Source organism: Shewanella sp. BJSY2023SW005 (assembly GCF_047314585.1).
GTDB lineage: Bacteria > Pseudomonadota > Gammaproteobacteria > Enterobacterales > Shewanellaceae > Shewanella > Shewanella algae.
Genome location: NZ_JBKORJ010000030.1, coordinates 1 through 25,111, shown reverse-complemented (window position 1 = coordinate 25,111; position 25,111 = coordinate 1). Strand labels below are relative to the sequence as shown.

Here is a 25,111-nt window from a genome sequence, read left to right as displayed (position 1 = left end):
TCAATCCGGCTTTTGCTTGTCACTCTCTTGGTTGTAAAAATTGGTTGCAAAAAATTAACAATGACGCCTGTTAAATCGCTGCAAATTTGCGGCGCCGTAATAGGGCGGCCAACAACAAGAGATGGGCTTATGTTGAGTATGCTGGGACTCTTCGGTGGCTTACTGCTGCTGATTATTTTGACACTCAGAGGTGTCAACCTGTTTGTCGCCGCGCCACTGTGCGCGGCCTTGGTGGCGCTGAGCAACCATATTCCGTTATTCGATGCCTCGGGGGCTGACTTTGTCAGTGCCTATATGGGCGGTTTTTCCGGCTTTCTGGCGTCCTGGTTCTTTATGTTTTTGCTGGGCTCTTTGTTCGGCAAGTTTATGGAAGATACCGGCGCAGCCGATGCGGTGGCGCATTTTATTGTGGGGAAACTCGGGATCCGCTATGCGGTGCTGGCTGTGGTGGCCGCCTGTGCCGTGTTGACCTATGGCGGCGTCAGCGTATTTATTGTGGCATTTTCCGTCTATCCCATGGCGCTGGGGCTGTTCAAGGACGCCAATCTGCCGCGGCGCTTTATTCCGGCAGCGCTGGCACTGGGCTCGGTGACTTTCACCATGACCTCGGCCGGTTCGCCTGAGATCCAGAACTGGATCCCGATCAAATACCTCAATACCTCTCCCTGGGCCGCTTGGGAAGTGAGCCTGGTGGTGGCCCTGTTTATGGCGGTCAGCGGTTATTTCTGGCTCAAGTGGATGATTAACCGAGCCATCGCCAGAGGTGAGCGTTTCGAGGCGCGCAGTGATGATCCTGAAGTGCCGGAGCGGGATCTGCCTCATCCCATCACAGGGGTGATCCCTCTCATTGTGGTGCTGGTTATCTCCTTTTGGCTGCACGATACCCTGGCACAAAATGCCCTGATAGTTGCCTTGCTCGGTGGGGTGCTGACGCTGATGTTAATCAACTTCCGCCATTTTCATCATCTGGGACGGGCGGTCAACGATGGCACCACAGGCGCTTTGGTGGCCATAGGCAATACCAGCGCCGTGGTCGGCTTTGGCGCCGTCGCCAAATCATCGACCGCCTTTGCCACCGCGGTTGAGGTGATGACCAATATGCCGGGCAATGAGCTGTTGGGGGCTGCGGTGGCGGTGAGCGTGATTGCCGGCCTTACCGGCTCTGCCAGTGGCGGCCAGGCGATAGCCCTGCCTTTGGTGGCGCCCCATTATCTGGATATGGGGGTGAACCCGGATCAGTTGCATCGAGTGGTGGCTATCTCTTCCGGTGCTTTGGATACCTTGCCCCATAACGGTTATGTGGTTACCACTATTCGCGCCATCTGTAAGGAAACCCACAAGCGCGCCTATTGGGCGATGGCGGCGCTGACGACCCTGCTGCCGCTTATCGGTGTCGCGCTGGCACTGGCTCTGTTTATTTGGTTTTAAGAGGTGAATATGAAGTTATTTGCATCCTGCATGTTTGCGGCGCTGCTTGGGGTTGCCCAAGCCAGTGCTCCGGCTTCGGCCGAGTCCGTTTCTGCCACGGCGGCTTCGTCCTTGAAAGCGACCGCCCAGCCTATGCTGGTGGAGAAAAAGTCGTTTATTACCACTGAGTTTCGCACAGTATCGGGCAAAGTGTTGCCCAGTGTGACCGTCGGCTGGGAAAGCTACGGCAGTCTCAATGCGGCCAAGGACAATGTCATACTGATCACTCATTTCTTTTCCGGTAATTCCCACGCCGCCGGCAAGTACGCCGAGTCTGATCCCCAGAGTGGCTATTGGGACGCCATCATAGGGCCGGGCAAGGCGATAGATACCAATCGCTTCTTTGTTGTCAGCGCCGACACTCTGGTCAACGCCAATGTGCACGACGGTCATACCATCACCACAGGGCCTGCCAGTATCAACCCTGAAACCGGCAAACCCTGGGGATTGGATTTCCCCGTGGTGACCGTTCATGACTTCGTCGAGGTGCAGCGCTTGCTGCTGGAGAGTCTCGGCATTGAAAAACTGCATGCGGTGATGGGTGCCTCCATGGGTTCGTTTCAGGCGTTAGATTGGGCGGTGAGTTACCCGGACAGAGTCGAGCGGCTCATTCATGTTATCGGCGCCGACAGCATGGATGCCTGGAGCGTACCGGCGCTGGAAAAATGGGCCCTGCCTATCCGGTTGGATCCCAACTGGCGCGGCGGCGACTACTACGGCAAGACGCCCCCGGTGGCAGGGCTGACCGCCGCGCTGCTCAATATCACCCAGGATGCAATGGCGCCGGAGGCTTATCTGGCCAGCTTCAAGGATTTCACTGTGGCCGACAAAGGCGCGCTGGCGGATATTCGCACGCTGCCGCAAATCAGCCAGATCTTGCAACAGCGCGCCGGGGCCAGGGCGGCATTGCAGGATGCCAACCATGTACTGTATCTGGTACGGGCCTCGCAACTGTTCAGTGCCGATTGGCAAGGGGGCGAGCTGAAACTCGCCTTGGCCAAGATAAAGGCCAAGAGCCTGTTGCTGCCTGCCAGTGGCGATCTGCTGCTGCGGCCCCAGAGGGTGAGGCAGATGGCCGCCACCCTGAAGGAACTGGGTAAAGAGGTAGAGATAAGTGAAATTAAAGGCCCCTGGGGGCATCTCGATGGCTTGTTCTCCATTCAGAGCAAGAGTGATGAAATCCGTACATTTCTGGCGGACTGAGTCACGCCGCCGCAGGGCGTAATTTAAGGAGCCTGTATGAAAGACCCTAAAACCGTATTGATCACCGGCGCGGCCAGCGGTATCGGCCTGGCGATTGCCACTGAGCTGGCGGCCTTTGGCCACAGGATATTGCTGAGCGATCTCGACCCTGAGCGGGCGATACTGGCCGCCAACACGCTCAATCAAGCCGGCGGCAACTGCTTGGGCCTTGGGCTCAATGTCGCCGACTCCCGGGCCATTGAAGCGCTGACCGAGCAACTGGCTGACATTGAAGTGGATGTGCTCATCAACAATGCCGGACTGCAGCATGTGGCGCGCCTCGATGCCTTTCCGGCCGAGAAGTGGCAACTGCTGCAACAGGTGATGCTCACCGGCCCGGCAATGCTTTGTAAGGCATTGCTGCCGGGAATGCGGGAGCGCAACTTTGGCCGCATCATCAATATCGGCTCTATCCATGCACTGGTGGCATCCAGGTACAAGTCGGCCTATGTGGCCGCCAAACACGGGTTACTGGGGCTGAGCAAGGTCGTGGCACTGGAAAACGCCGACTGGGATATTACCGTCAACACTATCTGCCCGGCTTATGTGAAAACACCGCTGGTGGAGGCGCAGATAGTGTCCCAGGCAAGGGAGCACGGCATGAGCGAGCAAGAGGTTATCGACAACATCATGCTGTCCCCCATGCCGAAGAAGGCGTTTATCGGCGTCGATGAAATCGTGCATTCGGTAGCGTTTTTGATGGCGCCGGCGGCGCGCAATATTACCGCCCAGACGCTGGTGCTGGACGGTGGCTGGACCGCGCAATAAGGCAAGACAGGCTGACACAGGAGAATCACTATGGCCGGGTTGGATAAAAGGGTTGCCAGTCATGAACAGGCATTGGAGGGGATAACCCATGAGATGCGGATCATTGCCGGAGGCTTTGGCCTTTGTGGCATTCCCGAGGGCTTGATAGCCGAGTTGGTGCGCAGAGAGGTGCGTGATCTGGAGCTGGTGTCCAACAACTGTGGCGTCGACGACTTCGGTCTTGGGCTCTTGCTGCAAAACCGCCAAATTCGCAAGATGGTGGCGTCATACGTGGGTGAAAACGCCCTGTTTGAGCAATTGATGATGAGTGGTGAGCTGGAGGTGGAGTTGGTACCACAGGGCACTCTGGCCGAGCGGATCCGCGCCGGCGGCGCCGGGATCCCGGCGTTTTACACGGCCACGGGAGTCGGTACTCCGGTGGCCGAGGGCAAACCCAGTGAACATTTCGAAGGTCGGGAGTATCTGCTGGAGCGCGGCATAGTCGCCGACTTTGCGCTGGTTCGTGCCTGGAAGGCCGATTGGCAGGGCAACTGCATCTATCGCCACACCGCGATGAACTTCAACCCCTTGGCAGCGATGGCGGGCAAGATAACCGTGGTGGAGGCCGAAGAGATAGTTGAGCCCGGCAGCCTGCCGCCATCACAAATTCATACACCGGGAATTTTTGTCGATCGCCTGGTGCAGGGACAGTTTGAAAAACGCATCGAAAAGCGCACCTTTCGGCCCAGCTAACAGGAGAACAGCATTATGGCGTTGAGTCGCGAACAGATGGCTATGCGGGTCGCCAGAGAGATCCGTGACGGTGATTATGTCAATCTGGGCATAGGCATTCCCACTCTGGTAGCCAACTACCTGCCACCGGGGATAGAGGTGATGCTGCATTCGGAAAATGGTCTGTTGGGAATGGGGCCGTTTCCGCTGGAGGAAAAGATAGATGCCGACATGATCAATGCCGGTAAGGAGACAGTCACTGCGGTCAAAGGCGCGGCGATTTTCGACTCGGCCCTGAGCTTTGCCATGATAAGGGGCGGGCATGTGGATCTCACTGTGTTGGGGGCGATGGAGGTGGATCAACAGGGCAATATTGCCAGTTGGATGATCCCGGGCAAGATGGTCAAAGGGATGGGCGGCGCCATGGATCTGGTGGCCGGCGCGGCCAACATCATATGTACCATGATGCACTGCAGCAAACAGGGTGAGCCCAAGTTGCTTGAGCGCTGTACGCTGCCGCTGACCGGGGTAAACTGTATCAAGCGGGTGCTGACGGACTTGGCATTGCTGGAAATCCGTGACGGCGGCTTTCATCTACTGGAGCGCGCGCCGGGGGTGACTGTTGAGGAGATCCGCGCCAAGACGGCGGGCAGACTGCATTGCGGTGAATCTGTGCCGGAAATGACCTTTGATTAATTCGCTAAATTGGGTGGCGTTTTTAGCTGCCGCGATTTTTGCTTGAATCGCCAGGTTTCAAGATAACAAACCTTTGTTTGAGGGTGAGTTTTCACCCTCAAATTCCCCAAGGGGGCTGCATTGAATCAAACTAGGTACCCAAAGCGGTATCTGGCGATCAAAATAGGGAGCCTGAGTATTTAAAAAATCTTGAACAGATAAAATCGGCTTTCATGGCTCAATCTATTGATATAAATCGAAAAAAGCTCGCTTAAATGGCATGAGTGAACATAGCAACTGTAGTTTATATTTCAAAGCCTTGGATAAACTGTGATTCGTGCTTGCATTATGGGGCACAGCAAGGTTTAATTGCGCCGTTTTGAAGGTACATTCAGTCCTGACAGGCAAACGTGAGTAACAGGGTTATTATGGTTCACGAGTCATTAACCGTGTAAATGAACAAAGCACCATTTACACGGGGTTAAGAGGGTTTTAGCTAATGCACAGCCATTCATTTGCCGCACTGGTTCGCCAAGTGCCACAACACAGGTTTTCAACCATTGTCAGCTATGACAATACCGGCTTGAAACATCTCACGTTAATCCGCATCAATTCCGGCCGCGAACAGGCCAATAGTCCCAACTGAGCCCGTCGTCCATCTACGACGATGAATTCACTCGGCATTCATTTTTGAATCGCCGAGGACGGGTTATTTGTCCACCCTTACATTCAACACCAAGAGTTTTAGGTTAAATGCAAGCCAAGAATATTTACTACGAGACATTGCATCCGGCATACGGGCAGTATTTTGAGGTGGAAAAGGTGCTGTTCGAGCAAAAGACCGAACAGTGGCACCTGAGCATTTTTGAAAATGCCGCTATGGGACGGGTCATGGCGCTCAATGGCGCCATCCAGACCACTGAGAAAGATGAGTTTGTCTATCACGAAATGTTGACCCATGTGCCTATTCTGGCCCACGGCGACGTCAAGCGGGTGCTTATCATAGGCGGCGGTGACGGCGGCATGCTGCGGGAAGTGGTCAAACATAAACAGATTGAATCCATTACCATGGTGGAGATTGATGCCGCCGTGGTGGAAATGTGTAAAAGCTATTTTCCAAACCATTCCCAAGGTGCCTATGATGACCCCAGAGTCAACTTGGTGATCAGCGACGGGATGGATTATGTTAGGCAATCACAGCAAAAATTTGATGTGATTATCTCTGACTGCACAGATCCCCTTGGTCCGGGAGAAGTACTGTTCAGTTCCGACTTTTACGAGGGCTGTAAGCGTTGTCTCAATGAAAATGGGATTTTTGTCGCTCAGAACGGCGTGCCTTTTATGCAGCTGGATGAAGTGCAAAATACCGTCAGACGCATGAGCTCTTATGTGAAAGAGTGTCGGTTCTATATGGCGGCCGTGCCTACCTATGTGGGTGGCAGCATGGCCTTTGCCTGGGCAACCGATGATCTTGAGGCGCGTCAGCATAGCCTGGCGACTCTCGAAGAGCGTTTTGAGCGGGCCGGTATTACCACCCGTTATTACACGCCGGCTATCCATCAGGCAAGCTTTGCGCTGCCGGCGTTTGTCGAACAGGCGGTCGCGTCAGCGATGACGGTTACCGCATAACCCATTTTTTGATAACAGGCTAACGAACATGAGTGATTGGTCTATTGACGATGCCCGCGTCGGCTACAACGTCGCATACTGGAGCCAGGGATTTTACGGGATCAGCGATCAGGGTGAGGTGACAGTGTCACCGGATCCTTTGAATCCGGACAGCAAAATTGGCCTGAACGAACTGGCCAAAGACATGGTGAAGGCCGGTGTTAACCTGCCTGTGCTGGTCCGTTTTCCGCAGATTTTGCACCACAGGGTCGATAGTCTGTGCCAGGCCTTTAATCAGGCGATTCAAAAGTATGAGTACAGCGAAGACTATCTGTTGGTTTATCCCATCAAGGTGAACCAGCAGCAGACAGTGGTTGAGGAAATCCTCGCCAGCCAGGTCAGCAAAGAAGCCCCGCAACTTGGGCTTGAGGCCGGCAGTAAGCCTGAGCTGATGGCGGTACTGGCGATGGCACAAAAGGCCAGCTCAGTCATAGTCTGTAACGGCTACAAGGATAAAGAATATATCCGCCTGGCACTGATAGGCGAAAAGCTGGGCCACAAGGTCTACATAGTGCTGGAGAAGATGTCCGAGCTTAAGATGGTACTGCATGAGTCCCGCGAGCTTGGGGTTACTCCGCGTCTGGGTCTGCGCGCACGCCTGGCGTTCCAGGGCAAGGGCAAGTGGCAGGCCAGTGGCGGTGAAAAGTCCAAGTTTGGTCTGTCTGCTGCGCAGGTGCTGCGGGTGGTCAACGAGCTTAAGAGTGCCGACATGCTGGATTCGCTGCAGTTGCTGCACTTTCACCTGGGTTCGCAAATCGCCAATATCCGCGATATTCGCCATGGTGTGGGTGAAGCGGCGCGCTTCTACTGTGAGCTGAGAAAACTGGGGGCCAAGGTCAACTGTTTCGACGTGGGCGGCGGCCTGGCGGTGGACTATGACGGTACCCGCAGCCAAAGCAACAACTCAATGAACTATGGCCTGAGCGAATACGCCAACAATATCGTCAGCGCTCTGAGTGATGTCTGTGCCGAGTACGAGCAGCCGGTGCCGAGGATTATCTCTGAGTCCGGCCGCTTCCTGACGGCGCACCACGCCGTACTTATCACGGATGTTATTGGTACCGAGGCCTATTCCCCTGAGAATATTCAGCCACCGGCAGAGGATGCCCCACAGCTGCTGCACAACATGTGGCAGTCCTGGAGCGATATCCGCGGCCGCGCCGATTCCCGCGCCCTGATTGAGATTTTCCACGATACCCAATCGGATCTGGCCGAAGCTCACGCTCTGTTTGCTCTTGGGCAACTTAGCCTGGAAGAGCGCGCCTGGGCGGAGCAGACCAACCTGCGAGTTTGTCACGAGCTGCAGGGCCTGATGAACAACAAGAACCGTTATCACAGACCCATCATTGATGAACTCAATGAGAAACTGGCCGACAAGTTCTTTGTTAACTTCTCGCTGTTCCAATCGTTGCCGGATGCCTGGGGCATAGATCAGGTGTTCCCTGTGTTGCCGCTGACCGGGCTGGATACCGCGCCAGAGCGCCGCGCCGTGATGCTGGATATCACCTGTGATTCGGACGGCATGGTGGATCAGTATGTGGACGGGCAGGGGATTGAAACCACACTGCCGGTGCCTGCCTGGAGTGCCGAGAGCCCGTATCTTATCGGTTTCTTCCTAGTTGGGGCTTATCAGGAGATCCTCGGTGACATGCACAACCTGTTTGGTGATACCAACTCGGCTGTGGTGCGTCTCGATGAAAGCGGCCTGGCCAACATAGAGTCTGTGCTGTCCGGTGACACTGTGGCCGATGTGCTGCGCTATGTGAACCTGGATGCTGTGTCCTTTATGCGCACCTACGAAGAGCTGGTGAATCAGCATATTGCCGAAGACGAACGCACCTCGATCCTTGAAGAGCTGCAATTGGGTCTTAAGGGTTATACCTATCTGGAAGATTTTTCATAAGGTCGGTGCATTCAGCAGGCCCTTCGGGGCCTGCAACAAGTAGAGATAAAAGATGTTTTTTGAAGGTTCAGAAAAAAAAATTGAAGTGATAGTGACGCCGGCTACGCCTTCGCTGCGCTCACTGGGAAAGCCCTTCTGGGAAGAGATGGTGGCCAAGGCCAATGCAGAAATCCTCTCTTCCGTCAGCAATGATTATTGCGATGCCTATCTGCTCAGCGAGTCGAGTCTGTTTGTTTGGGACGACAGGTTTTTAATGTTGACCTGTGGTATCACCACACTGGCGTGCTCGACCCTGCATTTTATCGACTCCCTCGGCGAAGAGGCGATAGCCTTTGCGACTTTTCAGCGCAAAAACGAATATCTGTCGCACCTGCAGGCCAGCTCTTTTGAGCAGGACTTACAGGCACTGAGAGAGAAATTGTCCGGTGTGGCGTACCGTATCGGTCATCTGGATTCCCATCACCATTACCTGTTTTGCAGTGACAAGGCCTTCAGCGCCGAGAGCGGTGATGCCACCAGTGAGCTGTTGATGTATCACATTCGCGGTGAGGCGGCCGACTATCTGCGCTCCGATAATCAAAGCTGCGCCGGGGTTCGCCAATTGCTGGCACTGGAAGAGATGCTGCCCGGATTCCAGTTTGATGACTTCCTGTTTGAGCCCTTTGGTTATTCCATCAACGGCATTCGCGACAAAGAGTATATGACTATTCATATCACGCCCCAGGAAAGCAGCTCTTATGTCAGCTTCGAGACCAACCTGGATCTCGCCGCACAACCGATAGATATCTTCGCCCGTTTGCTGGCCATTCTCAATCCCGGCAGCTGGGATGTCATCGGCTTCAACGCCCAGTTGGACACCCGTGGTTACCCTGAACATTTATGTCTGGGAAGTTGCTCTTTGTCCCTGGAGCAGGGTTATAATGTTGGCTTCAGTCACTATCAGCAGATGTGCCACGAAGTGCTGATCCCTGAGTCCATGTAAATATCGGCATTAGCCAAGTTTTGGAGTATTTATGACCACTTTAGCAGATAAACCTGATTACTCGCTTTATTCAAATGCGTTTGGTTATTTGCGTCAGCCACTGGATTTCAAACCGCTAGAAAGCGATGCGGATGTGGTGGTAATAGGTTTGCCTTTCGATATGGCCGTTACCGGTCGCAGCGGTGGCCGTATGGGGCCTGGGGCTATCCGTAATGCCTCGACCAATCTGGCCTGGGAAGAGAAGCGTTGGCCTTGGGATTTCAGCCTCAGCGAATATATCAAGATAGTGGACGCCGGCGATCTGGTATTCAACTGTGGTGATGCCGCTGACTTTACCGAGCGCACCGAAAACTTTGCCAGCAAAGTTCTGGCCGCCGGCAAGACACTGCTGAGCTTTGGTGGCGATCACTTTGTGACCCTGCCGCTGCTGCGCGCGCACCACAAACAGTTTGGCAAGATGGCGCTGCTGCACTTCGATGCTCACACCGACACCTACAGTCAGGGCAGCAAGTTTGACCATGGCACCATGTTCTATCATGCCCCCAACGAAGGCTTGATCGATCCGGCTCATTCTGTGCAGGTGGGGATCCGCACCGAATACACCAAAGAAGGCCACGGTTTTCAGGTGATTGATGCCGCCATGGCCAATGAAATGACCGCCGATGAAATCGTGGCGCAGATCAAGGCGCGGGTTGGCGATATGCCTTTATATGTGACTTTCGATATCGATTGCCTGGATCCTGCCTTCGCGCCGGGAACCGGTACTCCGGTATGCGGCGGTCTCACCAGCGACAAGGCGCTGAAAATTATCCGCGGTCTCAAGGGCCTCAACATAGTGGGTATGGATGTGGTTGAAGTGGCACCTGCTTACGATAGCGCCGACATTACCGCGCTGGCGGGCGCGACGCTGGGCCTGGAAATGCTGCATGTCTGGGCGCTGGGGCAGGGCAAAGTCAAGTAAGCCGCTTCACTTTAAGCCAACGCTTGTCGTTGGCTTTCCTTCTTGTATAGAGCCCCCAGCCTAGGCTGGGGGTTCCGTTTCGCTGGGGCTTTGTGCCCGGCTCAGGGACAAGGATAGACGATGACAGATTTGAGTGATGTTCGCCGCGAATACACCCAAGGCGGCCTCAGGCGCGCCGATCTGGCCGCCGAGCCCATGGCGCAGTTTGAGCGCTGGATGGCGCAGGCCAAGGATGCACCTTTGACGGACCCTACCGCCATGGTGGTGGCCACAGTGGACGAAACCGGCCAGCCGTTTCAGCGGATAGTCTTGCTGAAGCGTTTTGATCAGCAGGGTTTTGTATTCTTTACCAATCTGGAAAGCCGTAAGGCGCAGCAGATTGCCGTCAACGCCAAGGTCAGTTTGCTGTTCCCCTGGCATCCGCTGGAGCGCCAGGTCGCCGTGACAGGTATAGCCGAAGCCCTGTCTGCTACAGAGGTATTCAAGTACTTTGTCAGCCGTCCGAAAGACAGCCAGATAGCGGCCTGGGTCTCGAAACAGTCAAGCAAGCTTAGCGCCCGTCAGGCACTCGAGAGTAAGTTTGCCGAGATGAAGGCCAAGTTTGCCAAGGGCGAAGTCCCCTTGCCCAAGTTTTGGGGCGGCTACCGCATAGTGCCTTCCAGTGTGGAATTCTGGCAGGGCGGTGAGCACAGGCTGCATGACAGATTCCTCTACAGCCGCACAGATGACGGATGGGAGATCAATCGCCTTGCACCTTGATGGCGCTATGGCATAACAAGAGGGACGGCATCTGCCGTCCCTTTACTTTTACCCGTCAGCTATTTTAACCGCACTACGTTTTCCGCTTGCAGCCCCTTCTGGCCTTCAGTCACGCTGAAGCTGACCTTCTCACCTTCTTTCAGGGTGCGGCGGCCGCTGCCTTGAATGGCGCGGTAATGGACGAACACATCGGCGGCGTTTTCCTGGGTTAGAAAACCAAAGCCCTTTTCATCGTTGAACCATTTAACGGTTCCTGTCACTTGTTGCTCTGACATAGTTTCCTCGTTACCTAATCTTGGCTGCTGGTCTGTATCAGCGTTTGTAGCATAAAAGGTTTTTGTTTCATTGGCTTGACAGCCTGATGACGCTGAGAGAAATGGTTGCAGGCGGCCGTTGTGGTCCGTGAGCAAAAGTTCACTCAATAGCGGCAAAGGTTTTCTTGAAGTGAACAATATGCTTTAGTAATGAGTAATCTACAAAAAGCGCTTGCTTTTACCCGAGTGAAATCCGGCGCAGTTCAATTCACTCCCTACAAGGAACAAGAATATGCAGAAATGGATCCCCTTGCTGGCGCTCGGCGCCTTCAGTAACCTGGCCCTGGCGGCTGACTGGCAGTTGGACAATGCCGACTCCAAGGTTAGCTTTGTGTCGGTCAAGAAAGGTGATATCGCCGAGGTACATGAGTTCAACCAGGTGAGTGGCACACTTGCCGAGAGTGGCGAATTCAAGTTGGAGATCCCGCTCAACGGCGTTAATACCGGTATTGAAATCCGCGACAAGCGGATGCAAACCATGCTGTTTGAGGTGGCTAACTTTCCTAGCCTGACGCTGACAGCGCAAGTGCCTGCGGATCTATTGGACAAGCTCAAACCCGGCGAGTTGCTGACTACTGAGATTGATGGCGTGTTGTCGCTGCATGGCAAGAGTCAGAACAAGCGCTTTGGTGTGGTGGTGGCCAGACTCGGTGAGTCGAGCCTTTTGGTAACCTCGCAAAAAGCTGTCATAGTGAACGCCGAAGAGTTTGGTTTGACCGATGGGGTTGAAAAATTACGTGAAATTGCCGGTCTATCCAGCATCAGTAAGGCTGTTCCTGTCTCTTTTGTTCTAAGATTAAACAAGTAACAAACGACGGCTTGATTTGAGGCAAGACTCAAGGCGGATTTTGTTTCATAATGTGACTCTCTGATCGCCGCATTGGCGGCGTTCGGAAGTTTGCCCCTTATGGGTTGGCCTGAGACGTTGCACGCGGGAAGAAAGATGGTTACAGACAAAGACGGCTATATGCACCTCATACAATTCCTGACCGAACACCTTGGATTGTTTGAGACTCCCGAAGGGGAATCTTTGGGCGACAGCAGCGTCATGGAACAGTTTGAAGAGCAGCTGTCGGCGCAGATTATTATGGTCTGTGGCCAGAATCCGCAACTGTCCTTTGCCCAGCGTAACACTGTTATCCGTGAGATAGATGCCATAGTGTACGATTTGGAAGAGATCCTGGCCAAGGTGGCCAATCATAAGGCTACGGCAAAGCAAACCTTGTTTATCAGCGAGTTTGCCGGTTTGATCAAGAATCTGTTTGATCAGGAAATCGCCAAGCTCCTGTCTCAATAACGCACACAGGTGGAGGCGCTCAATGCTGACACTGCTTTCCGGGTTTGATGACAATACAGTGGCAGTTCGCGCCAGCGGTGTGATCAGCGGTGATGATTACGATGCTGTTTTGCTGCCGGCGGTCGAGTCCAAACTCAGGGAACATGTGCTCATTAAACTCTGGTATGAATACGGAGCTGACTTCGAGGGCATCTCTTTGCAAGCGGTGTGGGATGATGCCTGCCTTGGACTGTTTCATCTGCAGGACTTTTCCCGTATAGCTGTGATCACCGATAGCCCCGCCATCGAGGGCATGGCTCAAACCTTGGCGCTGATGCTCCCTTGCCCGGTGGCCGTGTTTCCCAGAGCGGAAATGGCCAAGGGCCGAGCCTGGCTCTCGGGAACCTGAAGCGTTAACATCTGTCTTATCTGTAAGTTCCGGCATTTCAGCCGGATTTTCATCTTGTTAAGTGAAATGAATGGAATAGTCCTATGCTTAAAAAACTTGGTCTTTGTTTTATGTTGCTTTCGACATCAGTGTTTGCCCAGGAAAAAACAGTCATAGGTCAGACTGAAATTATGACGGTCGCCGAAGCCGGGCTCAGTTTTGAGGCCCGTATCGATACTGGGGCGGCCAACACCTCCATGCATGCGATGGATCTCAAGGTCATTGGCGGCAGTGCCAAGAAGATGCAGGATAACGTGGGCAAAATGCTCAGCTTTACCACAGAAAACGAACGTGGTGAGAAAAAGCAGCTCAAGGCCAAAATCGTCAAGACATCTACTGTCAGTAACTCTCAGGGACGAGAGACGCGTTACATGGTGGAGTTGAACGTCGCGTTTGGCGATCACAAACGTAAGGTCAAGGTTAATCTCAGAGACCGCAGCCACATGGATTATAAACTGCTTATCGGCCGCAACTGGCTGTCCGATGACTTTCTGGTCGATGTGGCTGAAAAGCGCATCATAGGGCCGGTCGCTCCCATCAGTGTGCGGGAATCAGGACTGATTTTCCAAACCCGTATCGATACCGGCGCGGTGGAAAATTCACTGCATGCTACGGATCTGAAAGTGGAAAACGGCGATGAGGATATGGAAAAGAATATCGGTAAGCAGCTGAGCTTCACCACAGAAAACGAAAAGGGCGAAAAGCAACGCCTGCATGCCATGATCACCAATACCTCGCTTATCCGTAATGCCCAAGGCAGTGAAATTCGTTATATGGTGGAACTCAACATTGGCGAGCCGGGAAGAGAGTATCCGGTCAAGGTTAACCTTAAAGACAGAAGCAAGATGACCCATAAACTGTTGATTGGCCGAAACTGGCTGCAGGGTCACTATCTGGTGGATGTCAGCCTGAAAGAAAGCGACTAAAAGCTAAGCGCTTCTAAACATACCCCCGGGAAAGCCGCCTATTATGGCGGCTTTTGTCATTCAGAGGTGAAACTCATTAATATTATAGTGATATTTTTCAATGGCATGGAATGGCAGCTCTTTGCTTAGAGTCAGGTTATGTTGAAATCCCGGCCCATGTGAAATCGTCTAGCTGAAAGAGTTTTGCAAAGGTTTGATAAGTCCAAGTGCTTGAGTCTTCTCTCGCCTCAGAGGAAGCCTGGTTAAGCTACTCAATGGACTCAAGCGGCAGCAGCAGGCGGATGCAGCAGCCGTCTCCCTCTTGGGAGCTGATGGTCATTTCTCCAAGCAGTTTTAGCCTCACATAGCTCTGTAACCGTGACAGAGTGCCGGTTCCGCTTTGTGAAGCGGCCTGTTCAATACGGGCCAGCGTCTCCTGACTTATTCCGCTGCCGTTGTCTGTTACTGTAACCTCCAGATGGCGCTCGTCCAGCTTGTCCGCCTCAATAGTTATCAGGGCATTGGCAGATTGATGGGTAAATGCATGATGCAGAGTGTTGCTCAGCAAAGGGTAGAATAGCAATAAAAGCTGCCAGGGTTTGGCACCAGGCAACAGCTTGTCCGCAATCGCCAATTTCATTTCAACGTTTGCGGCGGCAAACTGCGGCGTCATCAGAGCCTGCAGGTGAGTCACGAATTCATCGAGATGAAGCGTCTTGACCTCTGTCTGTGGATAATTGACCAGCGCCAACAGGTGACGCAATCTGGCGGAACCAAGCAGAATAAGTTCCTTGGACTGATTCAAAACTTCGGTGCTTTCGGTTTCAAACAAACTTGCGCCGAGCTGATCGAAGTCGGCAGACAAGTCAGCAACCAACTGGGCAAGTAGTCTTGGCAGCTGCAACTCCTGCTCTTTCATCAAGGTGCTGCTGAGACTGAGCAACTGAGACTTGCTTTGTGCCTGCTGCAACTGACCTTCCAATTGAGCTATCTGTTGCTGCTGTTGTTGCAGGGTACGGCTGTTGCGTTTATTGATATCGGCCTGTAACTCCAGGGCTTGCCCCAACTGCTGTTCCTGGCGTTTGTGACTGGAAAGATCGAATGCAATCGCCCCTATGCCACACAGTTCGCCAAATTCGTCGCGGATGGGGAAGCGGGTTACCTGATACAGGACATCCCCCAGAGGAGTGGCAATGGGTTCTTCGGAGCAGAAGGGGCTTTGGTTACTGACAACCCTTTGATCGTTGGCTTGGTAGATTTGTGCCAGGCCAAGAGGGAAGACCTGATTGTCATCCGCACCGATAAACTGCGCCCGTTCGTGGGCGGTAATTTCGCAATACTTGTCGTTGACCAGCGTATATTGCCCGGTTAAATCTTTGATGTAGATGATGTTCTGTGAATGATTCATCAATGCATTGAGCTGCTCGGTACGTGTTTTGAGAATTTGTTGGGCGTTATGTTGCACCTCCAGTTGCTGCTCCAGCGCCAGGTTACTGGCATCCAGGCTGGCCATCGCCGTTTCCAACTGACGGGTGCGGGAGATAAAACTGCCGGCCAGCATCCCCAGTTCATCTTCTCTGTCTCTGGCATCCAATTCCAGCCGGGCAGGATTGTTTTCCCTGAGCGCTGCCACCATGCGGCTGATAGGTTTGATAAACAATCTGTGCTGTACCAGAAATAACAGCAGCAGTGCTAGCAACTGGATCGCCACCAGGTAGATGCCGACTTTGCCGGCAATCAATGTCGCGTCCTCTTTGAGGGATGACAGCGGTGTGACTATCACTATTTTCCAGTAGGTCTTGGGCATCAAAAATACCGAAACCAGCGCCGGCTCGTTGAGCAAGGGATCCCGGGTCAGCTCTTGGGTCAGCAGCAGCTTGGCATTGGCCGGCCATTCTCTGGCAGAGTTGTTGATTATGGTGGCAAGCAGTGCCGCCTCGATTTCATCACGCTCGCCCATCAGGCTTTTGAGCTGTTGACTGCTGAAGGCCTTATGTTGATTGGCCTCCTGAATAAGCACCTGATCGGCACTGCGCAGTGCTTCACCAACAGATTGAAACTCGGGGAACAGGCGTTCAAGGCGTTGAAAATTATCCAGACTCAGCGGCTTTTCCAGCGTGCTGTCCAGCAACTCATCTTCCCAGGGAGAGGCGAGCAGATGATTGCGGTAGTCGAGGGCAAACACATAACCGCTTAGATCTTTGAGGGCGCCTCTGAAGAAACGATTAAGGCCGCCAAGGCTGATGTCCACGGTGGCGGCACCGATAAACTCATGATCCTGCCAGATAGGGACAGAGGCAGTGACCATGGCTTCAGCCGTGTAGGGATCGCGATAGGCGCTGGACCAGAAGGTTCTGTCGGCCGGAAAAAAGCGGGTGGGTTTATACCAGTCTTCGTTGTGGTAGCGTTGCTGTGGCTGCTCGTTATAGCTGTTGAGTTGCTGCAGTTTGCCGTAGCTGTCGCGATACCAAAAGAGGCTGTCGAGGATCCGCCCGGGTTCAAAGGCTCGGGGTTCAGGCCAGATCCCGCCGCCGGTGATCATCTCTTTCTGGGTTTCCAATTCCAGCACCGACTCGATACTGGCCTTGAGCGCTGTGCCATTGCTGCGGTAAAGGGCACCAAGATTCGCCATGGTACTGACCAGGCTTTCTATCTGTGAGGTCACTTCCTGCAGTCTTGCGGTAACGACTTGACCATAACTTTGGTTCAATGCTCTTTGTTGACTGAGCAACTGGTTACGTTGAATGCTGAGCAATACCAGCACAGTGCTGATGACAATGAGGGCGCTGATGAGTAACTGACTGAGGGCAAACTTGACCGGCAAGCGTTTCAGCCAGCCGGGAAGCCAAGGTAATCGGTTGGATTGTTGCTTTGCCTGGTTCCCTTGCATATATCCTCAGTAATAAGCTTTTCAAGCTGTTACATAATACAACCTCTTGAGAAAAGCCGCCATTTTTCGAAGGGCACCTAATAGTTAGTGGGGGGCACTCGTGCTGAATGAGTGCGCGGGGTTTGCAGTTGGGCTGAGCGCGAAGCCGGGCAGAGATATGCAATCCGGACTGGGGATATAAGAAAAGGCACCCTTTGAGTGCCTTAGCGTCGAGAAGGAGGCTTGCTTCAGAGCAGGTTGTTTTCTCTGACATAAGCTTCAAATTCAGTGCAGCCGCCGACGTGCTCTTTGTCGACGAAAATTTGCGGCACTGTTTCAACCGGCTTGCCTACGGTTTTTTCCAGATCGGCCTTGGTGATGCCTTCGGCGTGAATATCGACATACTTAAACTTGAAATCATCACGCTTTTCAGCCAGTTGTTCAGAAAGCTGCACGGCACGTACACAATATGGGCAACCTGGACGACCGAAAATAACTACAAACATATTGACTCCCTTGGACTTGATTTGCAGCAGTTATACCACAGCTTAAAGACCTATGCTAAGTCGCTTGATCCCAGGAATGATTTTTCGGTTTGAAACTTGCCTTGATAATCAAAGAAAGTTTGCAATAAATCCCAGCGCCGCGCCTGTTTTTTCAGCAGCAGCATATCCGGCGCCCGAAACCGCGCAGCATCGTCGACCAGTTGTTGTGGTTGACTGTATTTCGGCAGTTTCAGGCCAGGTGTTTTGCTGTGGGGATGAATAAAACAAGCAAACAGTGCCCGGCGTTGAGCACTGGTCTCCATTTTAAAATACTGGTTGAAGTCATTGCCGTCATAATCCAGATACTGAACTCTGAGGCGCCCCTCTTCGGCGTGCAGCAACATTTGCTGTACCTTGAACAGATGATGATGTTGTTTTGACAACACCTCTTTGAGGCGTTTGTCCGGGTCGACCAGAGTCGATTGGCATTGATGGCAAATCTTGGCTGCGATGTCGTTTTCGGCACCGCAATCCGGGCATGACTTGGCGCGATAGCGATAACTGCATTGACTATTGTCCTGCAACAGTCCTTGGCAGCGGCGGCCGAAATGCTCGATGATGTCGCCATCCTCATCCGTCTTGCCCCAGAAGATATTGGCAAAACCACACTCGGGGCAGGGAACCTGTACCGGCACCGAGTTTGCCGCGGGCTTGGGAGTGCCGACCTCGGGATAGAACAGGTCAAAGCCGCTGGCGGCATAATCTATGACCAGGCAGTCCTGTTTGCCTTCGGCCAGTCTCAGGCCACGGCCAACCATCTGTTGAAACAGGCTCACAGATGCCGTGGGCCGCATGATGGCAATAAGGTCTACATGGGGCGCATCAAACCCTGTTGTGAGTACGGCCACATTGACCAGAAACTTAAGTTCCTGGGCTTTAAAGCCGCGGATGATGGCATCCCGTTGTTGCATCTCTGTGGTCGCTGTGATGAGCGCTGCCTGTTCGTCAGCCAGTAGCGTTAGCACTTCTTCGGCGTGACGCACAGTGGCGGCAAAAATAATCACTCCCTTGCGGGTGTTAGCCAGTTGCCTTAGTTGGTTAACAATGGCCTTGGTCGCACGGCCACTGTGACTGAGCAGGGCATCGACCTTAGCCTCATCGTACTCCCCATTGCTGTTACTCGGCAGGCTGCTGAAGTCATACTGAGCGCTCAGGCCATCGTAAAGCCTGGGCGGCGTCAGATAGCCTTGTTTAATTAGGGGCCTTAAGGGCAACTCAAAGATGCAGTCATCGAAAATCCCTCGGTCGGGATTACCAACCCGGCCGTGATAGTGGCGGCGATAAATAAAACCCAGTCCAAGGCGATAAGGGGTGGCCGTCAACCCCAGCAGCTTAAGTTTGGGGTTGTGGGATTTGAGGTGTTCAAGCAGTTGCTGATACTGGCTGTCCAGCTCAAGGCTCACTCTGTGGCACTCGTCTATGACCACCAGGGAGTAGTGGCTGTCAAAGGCTTCAAGGTTGCGCCCGGCGGATTGCACGCTGGCGACAACGGTTTTGCCTTGGGTGAGCTTTTGCCTCAGGCCGGCCGAGTAGATACTGGCTTCATCAGTCAACAGGGCAACTTTTTCGGCGTTTTGGGCGACCAGCTCTTTAACATGGGTCAGTACCAGTACCTTGCCTTTGGCGATACGGGCCAGTTCAGCAATCACCAAGCTCTTGCCGGCGCCTGTGGGCAGCACTATCACAGCCGAGCCTGACTGAGCGCGGAAATAGCGCACAGCGGCATCCACGGCTTGCTGCTGATAATCACGTAGGTGAATGCCGGCCTTGGCGGTATCTTCTGCCTGAGTTTTTGTCGTCGCTTTCTGAGCTACTGGCTTTTTACTATCTGTTGACACTGACTTGCAAAGAGGAATTGACCGTGGGGCGAGCTTATCACAGACGTGCTTGGGTACTGTGCTTTTCCTGCATTGTTGCTCACTTTCTATCCTCGGACACCACAACTCGTCTTGCTCAGGGCATCAATGGTTAAAAAAAGCACTTTTTGTAGGCAATTCATTTGCTAAAATGCCTCACACCACTGGTCAAAGACCTGTAGCTAACGTAAAATTTTACTGTTTTAATTCAAACAGACACCAAAATCGCCGCCTACGGGCCGGCATGCACTGGAAGAGAAGATGCAGCAGTTAACTGAGATCGTAGAACAGGCCTTAGCCGCCATCGAAGGGGCCAGTGATCTGAAAATCCTCGATGACATCCGCGTCGATTATCTTGGCAAGAAGGGCAAGATCACCGACATGATGAAGTTGATGGCGACCCTGAGTCCACAAGAAAAGCCCGCCTTTGGCCAAAAGGTCAATGAAGCCAAGCAAAAGGTACAGCAGTTCCTCAGTCAGCGAATTGAAGGGCTGAAAGCAGCCGAGTTGGAGCAGAAGCTCCAGGCTGAGAAAATAGATGTCACCCTGCCGGGGCGTCGCCTGGACAATGGTGGTTTGCATCCGGTCACCCGAACCATTGAACGGATTGAGAGCTTCTTTGGTGAGTTGGGCTTCAGTGTCAAACAGGGGCCGGAAATCGAAGACGATTATCACAACTTCGATGCCTTGAATATGCCCGAGCATCATCCTGCACGGGCGGGGCATGATACTTTCTACTTCAATCCCAAGTTAGTGCTGCGTACCCAGACTTCAGGGGTGCAAATTCGCACCATGGAAGTGGAAAAGCCACCTTTGCGGATTATCTCTCCCGGTCGTGTCTATCGTAATGACTACGATATGACTCACACGCCTATGTTCCATCAGGTGGAAGGCCTGCTGGTAGATGAGAATGTTAACTTTGCCGAACTGAAAGGCATTTTGCACGACTTCCTGCGTAACTTCTTTGAAGAGGATCTGGAGATACGTTTCCGTCCTTCTTACTTCCCCTTTACCGAGCCTTCTGCCGAAGTGGATGTGAAAGGCAAGAACGGCTGGCTGGAAGTGCTCGGCTGCGGCATGGTTCATCCTAATGTGCTGCGCGGTGTGGGAATCGATCCTGATAAATACTCCGGTTTTGCTTTTGGTATGGGCGTCGAGCGTCTGGCCATGTTGCGTTATGGTGTCAACGACCTGCGCGCCTTCTTCGAAAACGACTTACGTTTTCTCAAGCAATTCAAATAACGGAGCTTTAGTATTATGAAATTCAGTGAATCCTGGCTTCGTGAGTGGGTTAACCCTGCGATTAGCCGTGACGAATTAACTCACCAAATCACCATGGCCGGCCTGGAAGTGGACGACGTCATTGCCGTTGCCGGTGACTTTTCCGGCGTGGTAGTGGGTGAAGTGGTTGAATGTGGTCAACACCCCGATGCCGACAAGCTAAGGGTCACCAAGGTCAATGTCGGCGGCGAAGAGCTGTTGGATATCGTCTGCGGCGCACCCAACTGCCGTCAGGGACTCAAGGTTGCTGTGGCCGTTGTCGGTGCCGTGCTGCCCGGTGACTTCAAAATCAAGAAAGCCAAACTGCGTGGACAGCCTTCACACGGCATGCTGTGCTCTTATGGCGAGTTGGGCATAGAGATTGAGAGCGACGGCATTATTGAGCTGCCGCTGGATGCTCCTATCGGTACCGATATTCGTGAATATCTGCAGCTTAATGATGTGATTATCGATGTGGATCTGACCGCCAACCGTGCAGATTGCCTGGGTATGGTGGGGCTGGCCCGCGAAGTGGGCGTGCTCAACCGTCTTAACGTGACCGAGCCAAGCTGGGAAGCTGCCAACGTCAGTAGTGAGCGTAGAGTTGAAATTGACGTGGCCAACCCGGAAGCTTGCCCGAGATATCTGGGCCGGGTGGTCAGCAATGTCAATGTCAAGGCGCAAACGCCTGACTGGATGGTGGAGAAACTGCGCCGCAGCGGTATTCGCTCGATAGATCCTATCGTGGACATCACCAACTATGTATTGGTTGAATTCGGTCAACCTATGCATGCTTTTGATCTGGACAAGATTGACGGTGGCATCAAGGTGCGTCTGGGTAACGGTGAAGAGAAGCTGACTCTGCTCGATGGCAACGAAATTATTGTGCCAGCCGATACCCTGGTGATTGCCGATAACAGCCAGGCATTGGCCCTGGCTGGTGTATTCGGTGGTGAGGCTTCCGGCGTCAGTGAGCAAACCCGCGATATTATGCTGGAGTGTGCGTTCTTCGCGCCTTTGGCCATCATGGGTAAGGCCCGTCGCCTTGGACTGCACACCGACTCTTCGCATCGTTTTGAGCGCGGCGTTGACCCAGAGCTGCAGCATAAGGCTATGGACAGAGCTACCCGCCTGGTGCTGGATATCTGTGGCGGCGAAGCCGGCCCTGTGGTTGAGGCCAAGAGCGAAGCGCATCTGCCAAAGGCTGCCGACATTAAACTGCGTCGCAGCAAGCTGGACAAACTGCTTGGTCATCAGATTAGTGATGCCGATGTGGAAGAGATCCTGACCCGTCTGGGCTTCCAGGTTGAAAAACAGGGCAGCGATTGGCAGGTGAAAACCGCCACTTATCGCTTCGACATGGCAATTGAAGAAGATCTTATCGAAGAAGTAGCCCGAATTTACGGTTATAACAATATTCCGAACACAGCCCCGCTGGCGCACCTCTCTATGACAGATCATAAAGAGTCGGATCTGAAGCTTAGTCGGGTGAGGGCTATGTTGGTGGCCCGAGGTTTCCAGGAAGCTGTCACCTATAGTTTTGTCGATCCCAAGCTGCAAAAACTGGTGCATCCTGACAGCGAAGCCATGGTACTGCCTAACCCGATTTCCAGTGAAATGTCGGCTATGCGCCTGTCTATGTTCACTGGATTGCTGAATGCTGTGGGTTACAACCAGGCCCGTCAACAGACTCGTGTACGCCTGTTTGAGACTGGTTTACGCTTTATTCCTGATGCACAAGCAGAATCCGGCGTAAGACAACAAGCCATGCTGGGTGCGGTGATCGCCGGTCCCCAGAGCGACGAGCACTGGAACATGGAGTCGAAAACCGTTGATTTCTTCGATCTTAAAGGTGATTTAGAGGCCATTATTGGCTTGACAGTTTCCGAAGCTGAATTTAGTTTTAAAGGAGCGCAGCATCCGGCTATGCATCCGGGGCAATGTGCTGAAATATTGAGAAATGATCGGGTCATAGGGTATATAGGCGCAGTCCATCCCAGCCTCGAGAAGCCTTTTGGGCTGAATGGCAAAACCATAGTTTTTGAGCTGGAATTGGACGCCTTGCTGCAGGCTAAATTACCGCAAGCCCAGGCTGTGTCTAAGTTTCCAGCCAATCGCCGCGATATCGCCATAGTGGTTGATGAAGAAGTCGCCGCAGGTGACGTGATGACGCTGATAAGAAAAGTTGGCGAAAATCAGTTGGTTGGCTTAAACTTGTTCGATGTATACCGAGGTAAAGGTGTAGAGCAGGGCAAAAAGAGTCTGGCGATCGCACTTACGTTACAAGATAACACTCGTACACTTGAGGAAAAAGAGATAGCTGAGATGGTTGATACAGTGGTTTCTGCACTCAAGTCCGAGTTCAACGCATCGTTGAGGGATTAAAGTATGGCACTTACCAAGGCCGAAATGGCAGAGCATCTTTTTGAAACGCTTGGCATTAACAAGCGGGTAGCCAAAGAGATGGTTGAAGCGTTTTTCGAAGAGATCCGAACTGCGCTTGAAAATGGTGAGCAGGTCAAGTTATCTGGCTTTGGCAACTTTGATCTTAGGGATAAGAATCAAAGACCGGGAAGGAATCCCAAAACAGGTCAGGACATTCCAATTTCTGCCCGTCGGGTGGTGACATTCCGTCCGGGACAGAAGCTGAAGAGTCGCGTAGAAGCTGCTAACAAAGGCAAATAACTGCTCGGTCAGTAATTCAGAACAGGGAAGCCGCTCCTGTGAGTGGCTTCCCTGTTTGTGTCTGTAGAAAACACTTCTACTATGCTGTATCGCATTTTTAATGCCTGGTTTGGCATTGCATTGGAATTACACCCAGGGGTTAAACCTTGTCAAATACACCTTCCAAGCCTAAGAAAGGCAAATACTTCGATAGGCGCTTCCGTTGCTCATTGTTGCATCCCAGATTTTGGGGCAGTTGGTTGGCGATAGGCGTACTGGTTCTCTTTGGTCTCTTGCCCGCCATTATTCGCGATCCTATCGCTCGCGGCTTGTCACGTTTGGTCAGGCGTATAGCCCATAAGCCCATTAAGGTGGCCAGAGCCAATCTCAAAGCCTGTTTCCCCGATAAGAGTGAATCGGAAATCGAGCAGTTGCTGGAGCGCAACACCGAAGCTTTTGTGATGACCTTGCTGGCCCAATCTGAGCTTATCTTGATGCCGAGCTCCTATATACGCAAAAGAGTCAAGGTTGAGGGAGAAGAGCATATTGCCGCTGCCCGTGAAGCAGGGCAGCCGATTATCTTTATCATGCCCCATGTGTGGGGCATAGAGTATGCCGGTTTGAGGCTGAATTTGGACTTGCCCATGGTCTCCATGGCCAAGGCGCATCGAAATGAATTGTTCAACTGGTTCAATAACCGGATGCGCAGCTCTCAAGGCGGCAATATCTATATGCGTGAAGCCGGGATCCGGGCCTTGTTGGCTGAGCTGAAACAGGGTAACAGTTTCTTCTATTTGCCGGATGAAGACTTGGGACCGGAACAGAGCGTATTTGCGCCATTTTTAGGAACAGTCAAGGCTACTTTACCTGTGGTTGGCCGTTTGGCACAGGCTGGTAACGCTCAGGTAATGCCGGTGAAGATTGGCTACGACGAGCAAGCCAGGTACTTTCGTTTGACTGTTATGCCGGCAATTGATCCCGAGTCGATGCAGGGCAAGGAAAATGAAGCCAAGGCGCTGAATAAGGCGGTGGAGCAGGTGATCAACGCCTATCCTGAGCAGTACATGTGGTTTCTTAAGGTACTACGCACTCGTCCGGAAGGTATGCCGCCGATTTATTGAAATAGAACACAGATAAAGCCACTCACAGAGTGGCTTTTCTTTTATGTACTATCGGCAAAGTGCTGCCTGTTGCTTGCAGGCTTGGGGAAGAATCATGTGCCCAAGGAATTGGTGGTTATGGCAAAGGCTGTAATCTGGTTGATGTGTTGAGCTTGAAGCAAGAGGAGGGGAAGTATTTACAATTTCCTGCGACACGAGAACAAGCCGATCGCGATAAGCTCTTGCTATGCTCATCATTCAAATTTAGTTAATAAGAGGAGTTGGTTCTTTAGAAAGGAATTGGTTGCGGGAGCCGGATTTGAACCGACGACCTTCGGGTTATGAGCCCGACGAGCTACCATGCTGCTCCATCCCGCGTCCGAATTGTACTAATCAGTTTGAATTCATAATTAAGGAATTTGAAATTGGTTGCGGGAGCCGGATTTGAACCGACGACCTTCGGGTTATGAGCCCGACGAGCTACCATGCTGCTCCATCCCGCGTCCGATTTGTACTAATCAGTTTGAATTCATAATTAAGGAATTGATTGTGGCGCTGGATTTGAACCGAAGACCTTCGAGGCTCTTATAAAGAACTGAGCCCGACGAGCTACCATGCTGCTCCATCCCGCGTCCGAATTGTGCTAATCAGTTTGAATTCATAATTAAGGAATTGGTTGCGGGAGCCGGATTTGAACCGACGACCTTCGGGTTATGAGCCCGACGAGCTACCATGCTG

At 52.8% G+C, this 25,111-nt stretch carries 23 protein-coding genes and 2 tRNA genes; 19 read left to right on the top strand and 6 right to left on the bottom strand.

Annotated elements, in window-relative coordinates:
- The first annotated feature begins 129 nt into the window (after positions 1-129).
- The 11 genes from ACMHXI_RS09580 (at position 130) to pdxH (ending at position 11,136) form a co-directional block, all read left to right on the top strand.
- Entirely contained in the window at positions 130-1,428 is a 1,299-nt protein-coding gene (locus tag ACMHXI_RS09580) for a GntP family permease (protein ID WP_028779308.1), read from the top strand.
- A 9-nt stretch (positions 1,429-1,437) separates the two neighbouring features.
- Positions 1,438-2,670, top strand: coding sequence for an E22 family MetX-like putative esterase (locus tag ACMHXI_RS09575; protein WP_083390381.1), 1,233 nt, complete (start codon positions 1,438-1,440; stop codon positions 2,668-2,670).
- Positions 2,671-2,706: 36 nt separating this feature from the next.
- The gene (locus ACMHXI_RS09570; protein WP_071239003.1) at positions 2,707-3,477 is read left to right on the top strand and encodes a 3-hydroxybutyrate dehydrogenase; all 771 of its coding nucleotides are present in this window, start codon (positions 2,707-2,709) and stop codon (positions 3,475-3,477) included.
- A 30-nt stretch (positions 3,478-3,507) separates the two neighbouring features.
- A complete protein-coding gene (locus ACMHXI_RS09565) occupies positions 3,508-4,209 on the top strand; it encodes a CoA transferase subunit A (RefSeq protein WP_071239002.1) in 702 nt (233 codons plus the stop codon).
- Between the two features lie 15 nt (positions 4,210-4,224).
- Positions 4,225-4,884, top strand: a complete 660-nt coding sequence (locus ACMHXI_RS09560; protein WP_025009617.1) for a CoA transferase subunit B — start codon at positions 4,225-4,227, stop codon at positions 4,882-4,884.
- Positions 4,885-5,362: 478 nt separating this feature from the next.
- Positions 5,363-5,509, top strand: a complete 147-nt coding sequence (locus ACMHXI_RS09555) for a hypothetical protein (protein WP_093983023.1) — start codon at positions 5,363-5,365, stop codon at positions 5,507-5,509.
- Between the two features lie 107 nt (positions 5,510-5,616).
- Entirely contained in the window at positions 5,617-6,492 is an 876-nt protein-coding gene (gene speE, locus ACMHXI_RS09550) for a polyamine aminopropyltransferase (protein ID WP_028779304.1), read from the top strand.
- Positions 6,493-6,520: 28 nt separating this feature from the next.
- Positions 6,521-8,434 (top strand): biosynthetic arginine decarboxylase, encoded by a 1,914-nt coding sequence (gene speA, locus ACMHXI_RS09545; RefSeq protein WP_107352177.1) that lies wholly within the window; start codon positions 6,521-6,523, stop codon positions 8,432-8,434.
- 52 nt (positions 8,435-8,486) lie between these two features.
- On the top strand, positions 8,487-9,416 hold the full coding sequence (locus ACMHXI_RS09540; protein WP_413734764.1) for an adenosylmethionine decarboxylase: 930 nt from the start codon (positions 8,487-8,489) through the stop codon (positions 9,414-9,416).
- A gap of 31 nt (positions 9,417-9,447) precedes the next feature.
- Positions 9,448-10,377 (top strand): agmatinase, encoded by a 930-nt coding sequence (speB, locus tag ACMHXI_RS09535; RefSeq protein ID WP_096141692.1) that lies wholly within the window; start codon positions 9,448-9,450, stop codon positions 10,375-10,377.
- Between the two features lie 120 nt (positions 10,378-10,497).
- The gene (pdxH, locus tag ACMHXI_RS09530; protein ID WP_109248853.1) at positions 10,498-11,136 is read left to right on the top strand and encodes a pyridoxamine 5'-phosphate oxidase; all 639 of its coding nucleotides are present in this window, start codon (positions 10,498-10,500) and stop codon (positions 11,134-11,136) included.
- Positions 11,137-11,195: 59 nt separating this feature from the next.
- On the opposite strand, the gene ACMHXI_RS09525 is transcribed toward pdxH, so the two are convergent.
- Positions 11,196-11,411 (bottom strand): cold-shock protein, encoded by a 216-nt coding sequence (locus ACMHXI_RS09525; protein ID WP_025009621.1) that lies wholly within the window; start codon positions 11,409-11,411, stop codon positions 11,196-11,198.
- Between the two features lie 271 nt (positions 11,412-11,682).
- On the opposite strand from ACMHXI_RS09525, the gene ACMHXI_RS09520 reads away from it, so the two are divergent.
- From ACMHXI_RS09520 to ACMHXI_RS09505, 4 genes are all read left to right on the top strand, one after another.
- The gene (locus ACMHXI_RS09520) at positions 11,683-12,258 is read left to right on the top strand and encodes a YceI family protein (protein ID WP_025009622.1); all 576 of its coding nucleotides are present in this window, start codon (positions 11,683-11,685) and stop codon (positions 12,256-12,258) included.
- 135 nt (positions 12,259-12,393) lie between these two features.
- Positions 12,394-12,747: a DUF3802 family protein gene (locus tag ACMHXI_RS09515; protein ID WP_025888976.1), complete on the top strand. Its 354-nt coding sequence runs from the start codon at positions 12,394-12,396 to the stop codon at positions 12,745-12,747.
- Positions 12,748-12,769: 22 nt separating this feature from the next.
- The gene (locus tag ACMHXI_RS09510; protein WP_025009623.1) at positions 12,770-13,135 is read left to right on the top strand and encodes an STAS/SEC14 domain-containing protein; all 366 of its coding nucleotides are present in this window, start codon (positions 12,770-12,772) and stop codon (positions 13,133-13,135) included.
- 83 nt (positions 13,136-13,218) lie between these two features.
- Positions 13,219-14,100: a RimK/LysX family protein gene (locus ACMHXI_RS09505; RefSeq protein ID WP_025888977.1), complete on the top strand. Its 882-nt coding sequence runs from the start codon at positions 13,219-13,221 to the stop codon at positions 14,098-14,100.
- A gap of 247 nt (positions 14,101-14,347) precedes the next feature.
- Here ACMHXI_RS09505 and ACMHXI_RS09500 read toward each other — a convergent pair whose 3' ends face one another.
- From ACMHXI_RS09500 to ACMHXI_RS09490, 3 genes are all read right to left on the bottom strand, one after another.
- Complete coding sequence (locus tag ACMHXI_RS09500; protein WP_413734760.1) at positions 14,348-16,969, bottom strand: PAS domain-containing protein; 2,622 nt, start codon at positions 16,967-16,969, stop codon at positions 14,348-14,350.
- 227 nt (positions 16,970-17,196) lie between these two features.
- Positions 17,197-17,454, bottom strand: coding sequence for a GrxA family glutaredoxin (locus tag ACMHXI_RS09495; protein WP_025009626.1), 258 nt, complete (start codon positions 17,452-17,454; stop codon positions 17,197-17,199).
- A gap of 50 nt (positions 17,455-17,504) precedes the next feature.
- On the bottom strand, positions 17,505-19,253 hold the full coding sequence (locus ACMHXI_RS09490; RefSeq protein ID WP_208184777.1) for a DEAD/DEAH box helicase family protein: 1,749 nt from the start codon (positions 19,251-19,253) through the stop codon (positions 17,505-17,507).
- A 357-nt stretch (positions 19,254-19,610) separates the two neighbouring features.
- Here ACMHXI_RS09490 and pheS point away from each other — a divergent pair, with 357 nt between their 5' ends.
- From pheS to lpxM, 4 genes are all read left to right on the top strand, one after another.
- Positions 19,611-20,591 (top strand): phenylalanine--tRNA ligase subunit alpha, encoded by a 981-nt coding sequence (gene pheS / locus ACMHXI_RS09485; RefSeq protein ID WP_037436488.1) that lies wholly within the window; start codon positions 19,611-19,613, stop codon positions 20,589-20,591.
- A gap of 15 nt (positions 20,592-20,606) precedes the next feature.
- Complete coding sequence (gene pheT / locus ACMHXI_RS09480) at positions 20,607-22,994, top strand: phenylalanine--tRNA ligase subunit beta (RefSeq protein WP_115390441.1); 2,388 nt, start codon at positions 20,607-20,609, stop codon at positions 22,992-22,994.
- A gap of 3 nt (positions 22,995-22,997) precedes the next feature.
- A complete protein-coding gene (gene ihfA / locus ACMHXI_RS09475; RefSeq protein ID WP_025009628.1) occupies positions 22,998-23,294 on the top strand; it encodes an integration host factor subunit alpha in 297 nt (98 codons plus the stop codon).
- A gap of 146 nt (positions 23,295-23,440) precedes the next feature.
- Positions 23,441-24,394: a lauroyl-Kdo(2)-lipid IV(A) myristoyltransferase gene (lpxM, locus tag ACMHXI_RS09470; RefSeq protein ID WP_071238996.1), complete on the top strand. Its 954-nt coding sequence runs from the start codon at positions 23,441-23,443 to the stop codon at positions 24,392-24,394.
- Between the two features lie 280 nt (positions 24,395-24,674).
- Here lpxM and ACMHXI_RS09465 read toward each other — a convergent pair.
- Positions 24,675-24,751, bottom strand: a tRNA-Met gene (locus ACMHXI_RS09465).
- Positions 24,752-24,799: 48 nt separating this feature from the next.
- Positions 24,800-24,876: transfer RNA gene (locus ACMHXI_RS09460), tRNA-Met, on the bottom strand.
- Positions 24,877-25,111 lie beyond the last annotated feature (235 nt).

Bases quoted from the DNA above. Each gene is read 5' to 3' on its own strand.
- ACMHXI_RS09580 (WP_028779308.1), top strand. From the start codon at position 130: ATGTTGAGTATGCTGGGACTCTTCGGTGGCTTACTGCTGCTGATTATT.
- ACMHXI_RS09575 (WP_083390381.1), top strand. From the start codon at position 1,438: ATGAAGTTATTTGCATCCTGCATGTTTGCGGCGCTGCTTGGGGTTGCC.
- ACMHXI_RS09570 (WP_071239003.1), top strand. From the start codon at position 2,707: ATGAAAGACCCTAAAACCGTATTGATCACCGGCGCGGCCAGCGGTATC.
- ACMHXI_RS09565 (WP_071239002.1), top strand. From the start codon at position 3,508: ATGGCCGGGTTGGATAAAAGGGTTGCCAGTCATGAACAGGCATTGGAG.
- ACMHXI_RS09560 (WP_025009617.1), top strand. From the start codon at position 4,225: ATGGCGTTGAGTCGCGAACAGATGGCTATGCGGGTCGCCAGAGAGATC.
- ACMHXI_RS09555 (WP_093983023.1), top strand. From the start codon at position 5,363: ATGCACAGCCATTCATTTGCCGCACTGGTTCGCCAAGTGCCACAACAC.
- speE (WP_028779304.1), top strand. From the start codon at position 5,617: ATGCAAGCCAAGAATATTTACTACGAGACATTGCATCCGGCATACGGG.
- speA (WP_107352177.1), top strand. From the start codon at position 6,521: ATGAGTGATTGGTCTATTGACGATGCCCGCGTCGGCTACAACGTCGCA.
- ACMHXI_RS09540 (WP_413734764.1), top strand. From the start codon at position 8,487: ATGTTTTTTGAAGGTTCAGAAAAAAAAATTGAAGTGATAGTGACGCCG.
- speB (WP_096141692.1), top strand. From the start codon at position 9,448: ATGACCACTTTAGCAGATAAACCTGATTACTCGCTTTATTCAAATGCG.
- pdxH (WP_109248853.1), top strand. From the start codon at position 10,498: ATGACAGATTTGAGTGATGTTCGCCGCGAATACACCCAAGGCGGCCTC.
- ACMHXI_RS09525 (WP_025009621.1), bottom strand. From the start codon at position 11,411: ATGTCAGAGCAACAAGTGACAGGAACCGTTAAATGGTTCAACGATGAA.
- ACMHXI_RS09520 (WP_025009622.1), top strand. From the start codon at position 11,683: ATGCAGAAATGGATCCCCTTGCTGGCGCTCGGCGCCTTCAGTAACCTG.
- ACMHXI_RS09515 (WP_025888976.1), top strand. From the start codon at position 12,394: ATGGTTACAGACAAAGACGGCTATATGCACCTCATACAATTCCTGACC.
- ACMHXI_RS09510 (WP_025009623.1), top strand. From the start codon at position 12,770: ATGCTGACACTGCTTTCCGGGTTTGATGACAATACAGTGGCAGTTCGC.
- ACMHXI_RS09505 (WP_025888977.1), top strand. From the start codon at position 13,219: ATGCTTAAAAAACTTGGTCTTTGTTTTATGTTGCTTTCGACATCAGTG.
- ACMHXI_RS09500 (WP_413734760.1), bottom strand. From the start codon at position 16,969: ATGCAAGGGAACCAGGCAAAGCAACAATCCAACCGATTACCTTGGCTT.
- ACMHXI_RS09495 (WP_025009626.1), bottom strand. From the start codon at position 17,454: ATGTTTGTAGTTATTTTCGGTCGTCCAGGTTGCCCATATTGTGTACGT.
- pheS (WP_037436488.1), top strand. From the start codon at position 19,611: ATGCAGCAGTTAACTGAGATCGTAGAACAGGCCTTAGCCGCCATCGAA.
- pheT (WP_115390441.1), top strand. From the start codon at position 20,607: ATGAAATTCAGTGAATCCTGGCTTCGTGAGTGGGTTAACCCTGCGATT.
- ihfA (WP_025009628.1), top strand. From the start codon at position 22,998: ATGGCACTTACCAAGGCCGAAATGGCAGAGCATCTTTTTGAAACGCTT.